The sequence below is a fragment of the Pseudomonas tolaasii NCPPB 2192 genome (assembly GCF_002813445.1).
In the GTDB taxonomy this organism is placed as follows: domain Bacteria; phylum Pseudomonadota; class Gammaproteobacteria; order Pseudomonadales; family Pseudomonadaceae; genus Aquipseudomonas; species Aquipseudomonas tolaasii.
The window spans coordinates 5,030,165-5,044,711 of the sequence record NZ_PHHD01000001.1; the positions used below are offsets into that span (position 1 = coordinate 5,030,165).

Below are 14,547 nucleotides of genomic sequence, written 5' to 3' on the forward strand. Positions count from 1 at the left end.
GGGTGGCCCATGAAGCTTACCGATACCTTTATCCAGCGGCCGGTCTGGGCGATTGTCGTCTCGCTGTTCATCCTGATTCTGGGGCTGCGCTCGATCTTCGAATTGCCGGTGAACCAGTGGCCGCGCACCGAAAATACCGTGGTCACCATCACCACCGCCTATTACGGCGCGGATGCGTCCACCGTCGCCGGGTTTATCACCCAGCCGCTTGAGTCGGCAATCGCCCAGGCCCAGGGCATCGATTACCTGTCTTCGACCAGCATCACCGGCGTGTCGACGATTACCGCCACGCTGCGCCTCAATTACGACGCGAGCAAGGCGCTGACCGAGATCAATACCCAGGTGAACTCGGTGAAGAACCAACTGCCGGCGCAATCCCAGGAGCCGGTACTGACCATTGCCGTCGGCCAGACCACCGACGCCATGTACCTGGGTTTCTACAGCGACACCCTGCCCACCAACAACATCACCGACTACCTGGTGCGCGTGGTCAAGCCCAAGCTGGATTCGCTGCAAGGCGTGCAAACCGCCGAAATCCTCGGCGGGCGCCAGTTCGCCCTGCGTGCCTGGCTGGACCCGGACAAGCTGGCGGCGCACAACGTCACGGCGCAGGACGTGGCCACGGCGCTGGCCAATAACAACTATCTGTCGGCCGTCGGTTCGACCCGTGGCCAAACCGTGACGGTCGACCTGACCGCAGGCACTGATCTGCACACGGTGGACGAGTTCAAACGCCTGGTCATCAAACAGAAAGACGACGCGCTGGTGTACCTCGAAGACGTGGCCAATGTGACCCTCGGCGCCGAAAGCTACGACAGCAGCGTGGCGTTTTCCGGCAAGCGCTCGGTGTTCATCGGCATCAAGGTCGCGCCCACGGCGAATATCCTCACCGTCGCGGACAGCGTGCGCGAGGCCTTCCCCGAGTTGCAGTCCCAACTGCCCAGCGGCGTGCGCGGCGATATCGTGTATGACTCCACCGCGTTCATTAACACCTCGATCTATGAGGTGGTGAAAACGCTGGTCGAGGCCATGATCATTGTGTCGGTGGTGATTTATCTGTTCCTCGGCTCGTTCCGCGCGGTGATCGTGCCGCTGGTGGCGATCCCGCTGTCGCTGGTCGGCACTTTCTTCGTCATGTACTTGCTGGGCTACTCCATCAACCTGCTGACGTTGCTCGCACTGGTGCTGGCCATCGGGCTGGTGGTGGACGACGCGATCATTGTGGTGGAAAACGTCGACCGGCATATCAAGGAGGAAGGCAAAGGCGTGCTGGAAGCCGCGCTGGTGGCGGCGCGGGAACTGGGCGGGCCGATCCTGGCGATGACCGTGGTGCTGATTGCCGCTTATGTGCCCATCGGCCTGCGCAGCGGCCTGACCGGCGCGCTGTTCAAGGAGTTCTGTTTCTCGCTGGCCGGCGCGGTGACGGTGTCGGCGGTGATTGCATTGACCCTGTCGCCCATGATGACCTCACGGTTGTTCAAATCCGGCCAGGAAGAAGGCCGCTTCGCACGCAAACTCGATCAATACTTCGACTGGCTGCGCAAGCGCTACCACCGCGTGTTATCCGGCGGGCTGGACATCTGGCCGGTGCTGGTGACCTTTGGGTTCGTGCTGTTCCTGCTGGTGGCTGCCAGTGGCATGACAGCCAAAAGCGAGCTGTCGCCCACCGAAGACCAGGGCCTGGTGTTCATGCAGATCAAAGGCCCGCCCACCGCCTCGCCGCAACAAATGGAGCGGATTGCCGACCAGGCCTTCCAGATCGCCAACAAGGAAGCGGAATACGCGCAGATGTTCCAGCTTACCGGGTTGCCGATCCTGAATCAGGGCCTGGGCGGCGTGCTGCTGAAAACCTGGGACGACCGCACGCGCTCCCAGGCTCAGCTGATTCTGGATTTGCAGCAGAAATGGAATCAGGTGCCGGGCGCGACCATTGCCGCGTTCCCGTTGCCGTCGCTGCCGGGTGCACAGGGCTTGCCGGTGCAATTCGTGATCACCACCACCGACACGGTGGAAAACCTTAATGAAGTCGCCCAGGCGGTCATGGCCGAGGCGCAGAAACAGCAGCTGTTCTGGTTTGCCGACATGGACCTGAAGCTGGACAAACCTCAGGCCCGGCTGGTGGTGGACCGGGAAAAAATCGCCGCCCTCGGTATGACTCAGGCTGACGTGGGTGCGGCGTTGTCGGCTGCGCTGGGTGGCAACTACGTGAACTACTTTTCCACCGCCGGCCGCTCGTACAAAGTCATTCCCCAGGTGCTGCAGGTGGACCGGCTCAACCCGGAACAGATCCTCGATTACTACATCCGCACGCCGTCCGGGGCGATGATTCCGGCGCGTACCGTGGCGCATATCGAGACTTCAACGCAGCCAGAGTCGATCAACCACTTTCAGCAACTCAACTCGGCGACCCTGTCCGGCGTCAGCGGGGTGGCGCAGGGCGAGTTGCTGGCCAGGCTCAACACGATTCTGAACAACGTCGCGCCCTCGGGCTACACCTCGGATTTCGCCGGGGAATCACGCCAGTTCATTCAGGAATCCGGCGGGTTTGTGGGGTTGCTGCTGTTCTCGATCCTGATTGTCTATCTGGCCCTGGCCTTCCAGTTCGAAAGCTTCCGCGACCCGGTGGTTATCCTGTTTTCGGTGCCGCCGGCGCTGTTCGGCGCACTGGCGTTTATCACCATGGGCTACGCCTCGATCAACGTGTACACGCAGGTGGGGTTGGTGACGCTGCTGGGGTTGATCACTAAACACGGGATTCTGATCGTGCAGTTTGCCAACGAGCTGCAGCGCGCAGGGCATGGCAAGCGCGAGGCGATTGAAGAGGCGGCGGCGGTTCGCTTGCGCCCGATCCTGATGACCACGGCGGCCATGGTGCTGGGCGTGGTGCCGCTTGTATGGGCGTCAGGGGCCGGCGCTGCCGGACGCCATGACATGGGGCTGGTGATTTTTGCCGGGCTGTCGATTGGTACGTTGCTGACCCTGTTTATGGTACCGGCGATGTACCTGTTTATTGGCGCGACCCACCCTCAGGAAAACGATCCGCTCAAAGATGAACTACCGTCCGCCAGCCCTTGAGCGGCGCGCGGTGCCCAGCCAGTCAAGCAAATCGCCAGTGCTCATGGGCCTTGCGTGCAGGTAGCCCTGGCCAACAGTGCCGCCCAGCTCGATCAAGGCCTGGCGCTGGGCTTCGGTCTCGATACCTTCGAGCACTGTGCTGATGCCCAGCGCGTGCGCCACTTGAATGACAGCCGCAACAAGGGTTTTGCAGCGTGTGTCATCAACCACGCCACTGACCAGGCACGAATCCAGTTTGATTTCACTGAAAGGCCCTTGGAGCAAGCGTTGCAGGTTCGAAAAACCGGTACCGAAGTCATCGATGGACAACCGGCACCCCAGCGCCTTCAAATCCATCAACGTTTCCTGCTCGATTGATCCTGTTTCAATGGCGCCGCGTTCAGTGAGTTCAAACGTGACGCCCGACGCAGGCGAACCCTGGTTGCTCAGGGCCGATACCACCCGACGGATGAAGCCAGGGCTACCCAACTGCTCCACTTCAAGGTTGTAGGCAAACGACACGGTGTGGCCCCTGCCCCGGAGTTTCTTTTGCAGCGCCAGGCCGTGGTGCAACTGATGGAAGAACAACTCATCCAGCAACCCGTGTTGCCCAACGGCGGCCATGAAAGCCTTGGGCGTCAGCACGCCATACTGCGGGTGAGCCCAGCGCGCCAGCACCTCAACCCCCTCCACGGCATCGCTGCACAAGTTGAACTTGGGCTGGAAAAACGGCTGTATCTGACCCTCGACCAAGGCTTTTCTGACCTCGAATTCGCTGGCCGACAGGGCAATGGCAGGAGAACTCATGGCGCATTTTCCGACTGAAACGGGGCGCCAGTGTCGGGGGTTTCTCACAAGCCGCTCAGTCAGACAGAACTGTAATTCTGCGATGCCTTTTCTGAAGTTTCTAGGGAATCGTCCTACACAAGCCTTCATCGCACTTTTGAAATCACACCACTCATGTGGCGATTGATACCGCGCGGATCATTCAGCGCGGCTGTCATTCGCCCGAAACAAAAGCCTGCCTAAAATCCCGGCCGGAGACCCGCCATGCAGGTCTCCACCCACGCCTACATACAAACAGTGCGCCATCGATTGTCAGCATCGGCCTTTGAGGTTCATCTTCGGGCCGATTTTCAGGGATTGGAATCTACGCGCGTAGATCGCTGTAGAACAAGGGGATCGAGTGGCGTACGGCACCTCCACAGATCGGGAGTTTTTGATGTCCACGCTTGAACGTATCCCCCACCCCGCTGCCTTTGCAGGCCGTGGCGCGGCAGACGAAAGTTTGAACACGCCGCGCGGGCGCCGCGAGATGTACCGCGCCACGCTCGCCTGCTGGCTGGGCACCGCCATGGAATATGCCGACTTTGCCCTGTACGGCCTGGCCGCCGGGTTGATCTTCGGTGACGTGTTTTTCCCCAATGTCACACCGGCCATGGCCTTGTTGTCGACCTTCGCCACCTGGTCGGTGGGCTTCGTCGCCCGCCCGATCGGCGCGTTGTTCTTCGGTTGGCTGGGTGATCGCAAGGGGCGCAAGGTGGTGATGGTGTCCACCGTGGTACTGATGGGCGCCTCCACCACCTTGATCGGCTTGATCCCCGGTTATGCATCCATCGGCATCTGGGCGCCGATTTGCCTGGTCTTGCTGCGCTTTACCCAGGGCTTTGGCGCGGGTGCCGAACTGGCGGCGGGCACCGTGATGCTCGGCGAGTTTGCACCGGCCAAGCGCCGGGGGCTGGTGTCTTCGGTGATTGCGCTGGGTTCCAACAGCGGCACTTTGCTGGCGTCACTGGTATGGCTGGCGGTCATTCAAATGGATCAACAAGCCTTGCAGGACTGGGGCTGGCGAATTCCCTTCCTGTGCAGCTCGCTCATCGCGCTGGCGGCATTGTGGCTGCGACGCAACCTGCGTGAAACCCCGGTGTTCGAGCAACGCAAGGCCGAGCTTCAGGCGCAACGGGACAACGGCAGGGCCGCCCTGCCCCTGCATGCCCCGCCTGCCGGGTTCTGGAAAGGCAGCCGCGCGTTCCTGACCATGGTGGGTTTGCGCATCGGTGAAAACGGCCCGTCCTACCTGGCGCAGGGCTTTATCGTCGGCTACGTGGTGAAAGTGCTCACCGTCAACAAGTCGGTCGCCACCCAGGCCGTGTTAATTGCCTCGATCCTGGGTTTCCTGATCATTCCGCTGGCCGGCTGGCTCTCCGACCGTTTCGGCCGTCGCGTGGTGTACCGCTGGTTTTGCCTGTTGCTGATGCTCTACGCGTTCCCGGCGTTCATGTTGCTGGACTCGCGCGACCCGCTGATTGTGACCTCCACCATGGTGATCGGCATGGGCCTGGCGTCCCTGGGCATTTTCGGTGTGCAAGCCGCCTGGGGCGTCGAGCTGTTTGGTGTAAAAAACCGCTACACCAAACTGGCGATGGCCAAGGAACTCGGCTCGATTCTCTCCGGCGGTACCGCACCGTTGATTGCGGCGGCGCTGTTGTCGTGGAGCGGCCATTGGTGGCCGATCGCAACCTACTTTGCCGCGATGGCCGGCATCGGTTTCTTCACCACTTTCATCGCCCCGGAAACCCGCGGTCGTGACCTCAATGCCGTGGAAGACGCGATCTAGCACCGCTTCCCTTTCGTAGTACCCAGCACCGCAACGCCTCAGAGAAGGCGTCAACCCGCACGACTGTGACACCACAGCCGCGCATAGCCATGCCTGAAAAACGGCACACTAACAGGAGCGTCGTCATGAAAAGATCCACCTTCGCACTGGCCATCACCGCCAGCGCACTCGCCCAACAAGCGCTGGCCGCCGGTTTTATCGATGACAGCAGCGCGGCCATCAGCGCGCGTACGTTTTACTTGCGCAGCGATAACCCGAACACACCCGGCGTCGATCAAAACGAACTGACCCAGGGGTTCAAGCTCGACTACCTGTCAGGCTTTACCCAGGGCACCGTGGGTTTTGGCCTTGATCTGCAGGCGATGCAGGCGTTCAACCTGTCGGGCGGCACCCAACACCCCAATGCCACGACGCAGAACTCCCTTGCCCCGGTGAGCTCGGACGGCAGCCCGGTCGACAACTGGAGCCGCCTGGCCGGCAATGCCAAGGTGCGGCTGTCCAAAACTGAATTCCACGCCGGTGGTGCACTCTCTCCCAACTTGCCGATTCTGGTGGCCAACGACGGCCGTTTGCTGCCGCAAACCTTTGAAGGCGTGACCATGACCTCCAAAGAAATCGACAACCTGACGATCAACGCCGGGCAGCTCGGCCGATCCACCGGTCGTGCCTCGTCCAACTCCACTCAGCTCGCGGTCGCAGGCGGCACCGAAGGCAGCAAATTCACCTACGCCGGCGCCGACTGGAAGCTCAACAAAGACACCACCGTGCAGCTGTACCGCGCCAACCTCAGCGACTATTACAACCAGACCTTTCTCGGCTTGCTGAACACCACCCAGCTTGACGGAAACTCGCGTTTCAAAACCGACCTGCGCTACTTCAACAGCACCTCTCAAGGCAAAAACGGCCAGCCCGGCTACATGTTCAACAACAACGGCGGCTACGCGAGTAAACCCGGCGAAGTCGACAACACCACCTGGAGCGCCGCGTTCACTTACTCCCTGGGTGGCCACGCGTTCATGCTGGGTCGCCAACAAGTGTCCGACTCCGGCGGCGTGGTGTACCTCAACCAGGGCAACGTGCTGGGCGGCGCCGGCAATAACGAAGGCAACGGCGGCGCCAGTGTGTATTTGATCACCGATGTGATGGACAACTCCTTCATCCGCGCCGGTGAAAACACCAACTTCGGTCAATATTCCTACGATTTCGCGGCGCTGGGCATTCCTGGCCTGACGACGTCGGTTTTGTATTTGCATGGCGACAACATTCGCTCCGCCGGCGGCGAGCGCTATTCGGAATGGGAGCGTGATGCGCGTATCGACTACGTGGTGCAAAGCGGTGCCCTCAAAGGCTTGGGCGCGTCGCTGCGTGAAGGCAGCTTTCGCAGTGGCATTCCCAACGTCGGCGCGGTTGACCAGGCGCGGGTGATATTCAGCTACACCTACGCGATCTTCTGAAAACCTCTGCAGGTCATCAAACTGCAATAAAACCGCAGGGATAATGTCGTTTATGAAAAGCTGGCTGCGCCCTTCGCCTGCCCTGCCTTTTCTATTTTTTTAGTGCCTGGGTCTACGCGGGTAGACCTCTGGCCACTGTCCTTATTTTCGGAAGGTTGCCTTGACCCGACAACACACCAGTCGCGCCACGCGCGATGACGTCGCCCGTGAAGCCGGCACCTCGGTAGCGGTGGTCAGCTATGTGATCAACAACGGCCCACGGCCCGTGGCCAAAGCCACCCGGCAACGCGTACTCGACGCCATCAAAACCACCGGCTACCGCCCCAACGGCGTGGCCCAGGCGTTGGCCTCCGGCAAAACCAAAACCTACGGGCTGATCGTGCCGAACATCTCCAATACCTTCATCGCCTCCTTTGCCCACGCCTTGCAACAAGAGGCGCTGGATAACGGGCTGGTGATCCTGCTGGGCGATTCCGGCGACTGCCGCACCCGTGAACTGAGCCTGATCAACAGCCTGCTCAGCCAACGCGTCGACGGCCTGTTCTACACCAGCGTCGACCGCCACCCGCACATCGACCTGATTCAGGCCAGCGGCACGCCGTTTGTGATGCTCGACCGCGTCGACCCCGAACTGCGCGTCAATATGCTGCGCGTGGACGAGCGTGCGGCCGCCCGACAAGTCACTACCCACCTGCTCAGCCATGGCTACCGCGACGTCGGCATCATCAGCGGCCAGCCGGACATGCTCAACGCCCAGGACCGTCTCAACGGCTGGCGCGATGCGCTGGCCAGTGCCGGCGTTGAAGAGCACCCCGAATGGATCTTCCCCGCCAGCTACACCCGCCAGGGCGGCTATGAAGCCACTCAACAGATGTTGGCCAGCGGCCGTCCTCCCCGCGCGGTGTTCTGCTCCAACGAGGCACAAGCCATCGGCTGCGTCAGGGCGCTGTCGGAACATCACCTCAAAGTGCCCCAGGACATCGCGCTGGTGTGCTTCAACGGCACTGAAGCTTCGGCGTTTTGCACGCCGTCATTGACCACCGTGTGCCAGCCGGTCAACGACATGGCCAAGGCAGCCATTTCGATGCTGCTCGCCTGGGATGGGGAAGTGAAGTTGCAGGAGTTTTCCCACCGCCTGGTCCTGGGTGAATCCTGCGGATGCACGCCTTGAGAAACACCGCGAACCTGAAAACAAGAAGGTGAAATGAAGCGTTTAATCATTGATTGCGACCCCGGTAACGGGATTGCAGGGGCAAATGTTGACGACGGCCTGGCACTGACGCTCGCTTTGGCGGCACCCGAACTGTCTCTTGAGTTGGTCACCACCGTCGCAGGCAACACGCCGAGCGCCGTGGGCTACAACGTCGCCAAAGACTTGATGGCCCGCGTCGGCCGCGCGATTCCCGTGGTACAAGGCAGCACCCGGGCACTGCACGAACCGGACGCACCCTGGCGCGACGTGTTGGACAACAATGTGCACAAACACCATCTCGCGCATCTGTGGCAAGACGTCCGCCCACCGCAAGTCTTTCAGCCACCCGCCTTGCATGCGGCAGACGCAATCGGCCAGTTGATCTGCGCCAACCCCGGCGACATCACCCTCGTCGCCATCGGGCCCTTGACCAATGTCGCCATGGCGTTGCAACGCTACCCGGACATGGCCGCCGCCGTCAGCCAGATCGTCATCATGGGCGGCGTGTTTGCTCTTGACGACTACATCAAGGACACCAACTTCGGCTTCGATCCCGAAGCCGCCCACCAGGTGCTCACCAGCGGCGCGAACATCACGCTGGTGCCGCTGGACGTGACCACCCAAACCCTGATGACCCACGCCGACCTCGACCGTATCGCTTCGCTGGGTACACCCCTCGCCGGATTTATCTGCGAAACCTTCCGGCCGTGGATCGATTACTCGATGGCCACACGCGGCCTGCCCGGCTGCTGGATCCATGACGCTCTGGTGATCGCCTGGTTACTGGACCCCGACCTCGCTAGCGCCGCGCCCTACCATGTCGATGTGGAGTTGCGTGCCGGCCGCACGCGTGGAAAAACCTGGCGCCATTCGCTTGCGCTGCGCCTGGATGTGGGCATCGCCGCGCCTGCCGGCAAACCCGTCAATGTGCTGAAAACCGTGGACAACCACCGTTTGCTTGCACTCATAGAGCGGCATCTTGGCCTGTCCACCCCCTAACCGTGATGACAAGATCCATATGTTTGGCGCATGCGTCATGCTCAAACGTCATAATCTCCGGTTCGTCTGCATGGTAATCTCGCGCCACCACGAATAGACATTGATCGTCACTCGACGATGACCAGAGCCAGGAAAGAACATGCCGAAAATCTCTCACTCAGCATTGCGCCGCAATTTCCGTGAACTGCTTGCAAAGCCCATCTGCGTAGAAACCGCCTCCGTCTTTGACCCCATGTCCGCGCGCATCGCTGCTGACCTTGGCTTTGAAGTCGGCATCCTCGGTGGTTCCGTCGCATCCTTGCAGGTACTTGCGGCCCCCGATTTCGCGCTGATTACCTTGAGTGAGTTCGTCGAGCAGGCCACCCGTATCGGGCGAGTCGCGCAGTTGCCGTTCATTGCCGACGCCGACCACGGCTACGGCAACGCCCTGAACGTGATGCGCACCGTCGAAGAGCTGGAGCGCGCCGGTGTGGCAGCGCTGACCATTGAAGACACCCTGCTGCCTGCGCAATTTGGACGTAAATCCACCGACCTGATCTCCATCCAGGAAGGTATCGGCAAGGTCAAGGCGGCCCTGGAAGCACGCGTCGATCCCGAGCTGTCGATCATCGCCCGTACCAACGCCGGTGTATTGCCCACCGAAGAAGTGATCGAGCGCACCCAGGCTTACGAAAAAGCCGGTGCCGACGGCATCTGCATGGTAGGCGTCAAAGACTTCGACCACCTGGAACAGATCGCCGAAAACCTCACCGTGCCACTGATGCTGGTCACCTACGGCAATCCGAAACTCAATGACAGCGAGCGTCTGGCCAAACTCGGCGTGCGCATTGTGGTGGCAGGTCATGGCGCCTACTTTGCGTCGATCAAGGCCACGTACGACAGCCTGCGCGCCCAGCGCAAACTGACTCACAGCACCTCCAATCTTGGCGCAACAGAGTTGACGCACACCTACACGCGGCCTGAAAACTACGTCGCCTGGGCCGAAGAGTTCATGGACGTCAAAGAGTAAAAGCCCGCCCCACACAAACACCTCCGCAAAGGAGGTGTTTGTCTTTCAGGCCAGCGTCAAACCGTGAACAAACATGGGTACAACCTCGTTGAGTCTTGCGGGATGTTCGTTCAGATGCCCTGGCCGCCGGACACTTCAATGCGCTGGGCGTTGACCCAACGGTTGTCGGCAGACAACAGGCTGGCAATCATCGGGCCGATGTCGTCCGGTACACCGGCGCGGCCCAGAGCGGTCATGTCTGCAAAGATCCTGTTCACGTCAGGGTTATCGCGCACCGCACCGCCGCCAAAGTCGGTCTCTATGGCCCCTGGCGCCACGGTATTCACCGCGATTCCACGACTGCCGAATTCTTTGGCCATGTAGATCGACAGCACTTCAACGGCCGCCTTGACCGCGGCATACGCCGCGTAACCCGGGAACGACACGCGGGTAAGCCCGCTGGACAGGTTGACGATACGGCCGCCGTCGACAATCAGTGGCAGCAGGGTCTGGGTCAGGAAATACACGCCCTTGAGATGCACGTTCACCAGGCCGTCGAACTGTGCTTCGGTGGTCTGCTCGATCAGAGCGTAGTCGCCGTGGCCAGCGTTGTTTACCAAGTGGTCAAAACATTCACGCTGCCAGATGTCACGCAGCGCTGAGCGCAAGCCGCTGGCGAATGCGGCAAAGCTTGCGACGTTGCCGGTATCAAGCTGCAAGGCCACGGCTTTGCGGCCCAGCGCCTGGATGTCGGCAACCACCGCCTGCGCCTCTGCCGCACTGCGCTGATACGTGATGATCACATCCCCGCCATGGCGGGCAATGCTTAGAGCGGTATTGCGACCGAGGCCACGGCTGGCGCCGGTGACGAGTGTGATCCGGGTCATGGCAAAACTCCTCAGTGGGTGTCAGGCCATGATAGGAAGGTGTACAGGGAAAGACGTTGCCGGAAACTGGAGAGTGTTTGCTCAATCCTCCCAACTGTCGTGCCGAGCAGCCCAAAGCAGGGCAAGCCTGCTCGCCACAATCAGTGTGTTCTCTACCCGTACATCAGGCGGACGCCTTCGTCCACCCCTTCGCGGCGTCCACATCCTTGATCGGCGGCAGGCCGAACATGCGGGCGTATTCGCGGTTGAACTGCGACACGCTCTCATACCCGACATTGAACGCCGCGCTACTGGCCGACGCCCCCTCGGCCATCATCATTCGACGCGCTTCGATCAATCGCAGGTTTTTTTGGAATTGCAGGGGCGACAACGAAGTGATCGCACGAAAATGCCGATGGAATGACGACGGACTCATGCCCGCAGTGGCTGCCAATTGATTCACGGGCAACGGCCGTTTGAAGTCGGCCCGCAGCACCGCGACGGCCCGTGCAATGCGTTGCGCCTGGCCTTCGACACAGCCGAGCTGACGGATCGCGGCGCCATGACGGCCCACCAGCAGCCAATAGTGCAACTCACGCACCAACTGCGTGTGAAGCACGGGACCGGAATCCGGAAAATCCAGGATTCGCATCAAGCGCAGTGCCGCATCCACCACGTGAGCGTCGGTACGTTCCGCGGCTTTTACGGGCATGCCGCCCGAGGCGGTTTGCGGCTTTATCTGCAGCGAAAGCTCGGCAATCACTGCTGGATCAAGGTCCAGTACGATCGACAGGTAGGGCACCTCAGGGCTGGCATGCATCACCTGACTCACCGTCGGCACGTCGGCGGTGATCAGCAGCGAATCCCCGGCCTGGAAGGTAAACGTCTGGGTGCCCAGCGTCACTTGCTTGGCACCTTGAAGCACCAGGCAGATCAACGGGTTGGGCATGGAATGCACCAGACCGCTGGGGGTGGTGGAGCGAATCGTCGTCAAGCCGGGCACTGGCGTCCGGGCGATGCCGGTGGTATCCGCGTGGGCCTCAATGTAGCGGCGAACCGTGTCAAGCAAGGTGGCAGTCATGGGTTCTCTGTCAACGCGCGATTCGGGAGGGATGGCACGGTTGAGGTTACGCCACCTCATGTGAAGGTCGCCAGTGTGGTGTTCGAAGCCCATGCCGATAGTGAACTACAGGCACATAACTCTGTGACTTTTGCGTGGATTATCAGCGGTAATCCGTCGCCGTAACCTGTGCCCACAGCGCGAGCATACCGCCTTGCGCCGCACACAAACGGAGTTCCAAATGACCTCATCCACTGCCCGCCAACTTGAAAGCAAAGTCGCGCTGATCACTGGCGCCAGTTCCGGCATCGGCCGCGCCGCCGCCCTTGTGCTTGCCAGGCGCGGCGCCAAAATCGTCGCAGCGGCGCGCCGCCAGAGTGAACTCGACGAGGTGGTCGCCGAGATCACCGCCAGCGGCGGCATCGCCTCGTCCATCGTGGTCGATGTGACCCAAGAAGCCGACATCATCGCCATGGTTCAATTCGCCGTGGCCACCTACGGCCAACTCGATATTGCCTTCAACAATGCAGGCACCGAAGGTGTGTTCGCGCCTCTGGTCGAGCAGGACAACGCGCGTTTCGACCTGGTATTCGAGCCCAATGTGCGCGGGGTATTCAACTGCATGAAGTACGAAGCCAGGGTCATGCTGGAACAGGGTTTCGGCAGCATCATCAACAATGCCTCCATGGGCGGCGTGATCGGTTTCGACACGGCGGCGCTGTACATCGGCACCAAGCACGCGGTGGTCGGCATGACGAAAACCGCGTCCATCGAGTGGTTCAAACACGGCGTACGGGTCAATGCGCTGTGCCCCGGGCTGATTGAAACGCCGTTCCACCATCGCGGAATCTGGCCATCGGTTGAGGCTCAACACGCGTTTGCAGCCGGCACACCGGCCAGCCGGTTTGGCACGGCTGAAGAGATGGCGACGGTGGTGGCCTTCCTGGGTTCGGAGGATTCAAGCTACGTGTCGGGCCACGCCCTGCTCGCCGATGGCGGTTACTCGGTGGCCTGACGGTTGCGGGCTTGAAAGAAGTCGATAAATGCCCGGAGCTTTCCGGGCATTTGCGCACGGTTGGCGTAGTACAGGTGGAAGGTCTCGGCGGGCGCCGCGTATTTTTCCAACAGGGCCACCAACTGGCCGCTGGCGATTTCCTTCGCGGCAAAAGGCCGGAACACCATGGCCAGGCCGCAGCCCAATTGCGCCGCCGACAAGGTGGTGCGCATTTCATCCAGCACCAGGCGCCCTTTCACCTCGATCTCGACATTGGCTTTGCCGATGCGAAAGCTCCAATCCATGAACGGCCCGCGACGGCTCAGACGCTGGCGGATACATTCGTGTTTGAGCAAGTCTTCAGGTGTGTTCAGCGGCGCGGATTGCGCCAGATACTGCGGCGTTCCAACCACCACCATCGGCTGTGAAGTGCCCAGCGGCACGGCGATCATGTCGCGCTGCAAGGCCTGGCCCAGACGCACCCCGGCGTCAAAGCCCTCACCGATGATGTCGCTCAGGCCATTGTCGAGAGAAATGTCCAGGGTGATGTCCGGGTAGAGCGCGAGAAACGCCGGTACGTGCGGCTCGATCAGCGAGGCGTAGGCAACGTAGGAACTGTTGATCTTCAGCTCGCCGTAAGGCCGCGTCGCGGTATCGTGGACCTGTTGCACCGAAAAGCGGATCTGCTCCAACGCCGGCGCCAGCGTGTCGAGCAACTGGTTGCCGGATTCGGTCAGCGCCACGCTGCGAGTGGTGCGGTTGAACAAGCGTACGCCCAGTTGCGCCTCCAACTGCTTGATGGTTTTGGACATGGCCGTGGGCGTGACTTCAAGCTCGGCTGCGGCGCGCGCGAAGTTCATGTGCCGCGCCACGCACTCGAAGGCGACCAACGCCGGCAAATGCACCGGGCGAGCGCCGGGGATGGCCTCGGGCAGCGTGGTTTTCATGCTCATGGGGCGTCTCGAATCAACTGTCCAAACAGGGACGCCAGCATAAATTAGTTCAACTAACCCTGGGCACAAAAATCGCGTTCACAAAAAAATCCGCCGCAGAGCCTGCGGCGGCAAACCAAAGGTTTTTGTCGAAGCAGAGCGGCTAAGACAGGAGCAACGCTACGCCTGCCAGATATTAAAGAACGTGAAGTTTAATTAATCGAGTTTAATCGGTTTCATCGCTGCACCCCGCGCAAACTGTGCTTAGAATCAGCTTCGGCAAACACGTCGAACACAATAAAAACGGCAACGTCCCACTTCAAACCCTGCCCATAAAATCCTATGCATTGACCAAATAAAGTGCGGTGTTTCTGTGCGCGCGTTAATTATT

General features: G+C 60.8%; 11 protein-coding genes. 7 read left to right on the forward strand and 4 right to left on the reverse strand.

Annotated elements, in window-relative coordinates:
• Window positions 1-9: 9 nt before the first annotated feature.
• Window positions 10-3,075, forward strand: a complete 3,066-nt coding sequence (locus ATI14_RS23140; RefSeq protein ID WP_016973995.1) for an efflux RND transporter permease subunit — start codon at window positions 10-12, stop codon at window positions 3,073-3,075.
• On the opposite strand, the gene ATI14_RS23145 is transcribed toward ATI14_RS23140, so the two are convergent.
• Entirely contained in the window at window positions 3,055-3,861 is an 807-nt protein-coding gene (locus ATI14_RS23145; protein WP_016973994.1) for an EAL domain-containing protein, read from the reverse strand. The two genes, ATI14_RS23140 and ATI14_RS23145, sit on opposite strands and share 21 nt — an antisense overlap.
• A gap of 415 nt (window positions 3,862-4,276) precedes the next feature.
• On the opposite strand from ATI14_RS23145, the gene ATI14_RS23150 reads away from it, so the two are divergent.
• The 5 genes from ATI14_RS23150 to ATI14_RS23170 all read left to right on the forward strand — a co-directional run bounded on the left by ATI14_RS23150 (window position 4,277) and on the right by ATI14_RS23170 (window position 10,325).
• On the forward strand, window positions 4,277-5,671 hold the full coding sequence (locus ATI14_RS23150) for an MFS transporter (RefSeq protein WP_016973993.1): 1,395 nt from the start codon (window positions 4,277-4,279) through the stop codon (window positions 5,669-5,671).
• Window positions 5,672-5,796: 125 nt separating this feature from the next.
• Window positions 5,797-7,125, forward strand: coding sequence for an OprD family outer membrane porin (locus tag ATI14_RS23155; RefSeq protein ID WP_016973992.1), 1,329 nt, complete (start codon window positions 5,797-5,799; stop codon window positions 7,123-7,125).
• A gap of 160 nt (window positions 7,126-7,285) precedes the next feature.
• Window positions 7,286-8,296 (forward strand): LacI family DNA-binding transcriptional regulator, encoded by a 1,011-nt coding sequence (locus ATI14_RS23160; RefSeq protein WP_016973991.1) that lies wholly within the window; start codon window positions 7,286-7,288, stop codon window positions 8,294-8,296.
• 33 nt (window positions 8,297-8,329) lie between these two features.
• Window positions 8,330-9,316, forward strand: coding sequence for a nucleoside hydrolase (locus ATI14_RS23165; RefSeq protein WP_080520549.1), 987 nt, complete (start codon window positions 8,330-8,332; stop codon window positions 9,314-9,316).
• A gap of 139 nt (window positions 9,317-9,455) precedes the next feature.
• Window positions 9,456-10,325 carry an isocitrate lyase/PEP mutase family protein gene (locus tag ATI14_RS23170; RefSeq protein WP_016973989.1) on the forward strand — a complete coding sequence of 290 codons (870 nt, stop codon included), beginning with the start codon at window positions 9,456-9,458 and terminating at the stop codon, window positions 10,323-10,325.
• A gap of 110 nt (window positions 10,326-10,435) precedes the next feature.
• On the opposite strand, the gene ATI14_RS23175 is transcribed toward ATI14_RS23170, so the two are convergent.
• A complete protein-coding gene (locus ATI14_RS23175) occupies window positions 10,436-11,191 on the reverse strand; it encodes an SDR family NAD(P)-dependent oxidoreductase (protein ID WP_016973988.1) in 756 nt (251 codons plus the stop codon).
• A 163-nt stretch (window positions 11,192-11,354) separates the two neighbouring features.
• Window positions 11,355-12,251, reverse strand: coding sequence for an AraC family transcriptional regulator (locus ATI14_RS23180; protein ID WP_016973987.1), 897 nt, complete (start codon window positions 12,249-12,251; stop codon window positions 11,355-11,357).
• A gap of 220 nt (window positions 12,252-12,471) precedes the next feature.
• Between ATI14_RS23180 and ATI14_RS23185 the strand changes: the two genes are divergently transcribed.
• Window positions 12,472-13,245 carry an SDR family NAD(P)-dependent oxidoreductase gene (locus ATI14_RS23185; protein ID WP_016973986.1) on the forward strand — a complete coding sequence of 258 codons (774 nt, stop codon included), beginning with the start codon at window positions 12,472-12,474 and terminating at the stop codon, window positions 13,243-13,245.
• Here the strand turns inward: ATI14_RS23185 and ATI14_RS23190 are convergent.
• Complete coding sequence (locus ATI14_RS23190; protein ID WP_231124372.1) at window positions 13,230-14,177, reverse strand: LysR family transcriptional regulator; 948 nt, start codon at window positions 14,175-14,177, stop codon at window positions 13,230-13,232. The genes ATI14_RS23185 and ATI14_RS23190 overlap by 16 nt on opposite strands.
• Window positions 14,178-14,547: the final 370 nt, after the last annotated feature.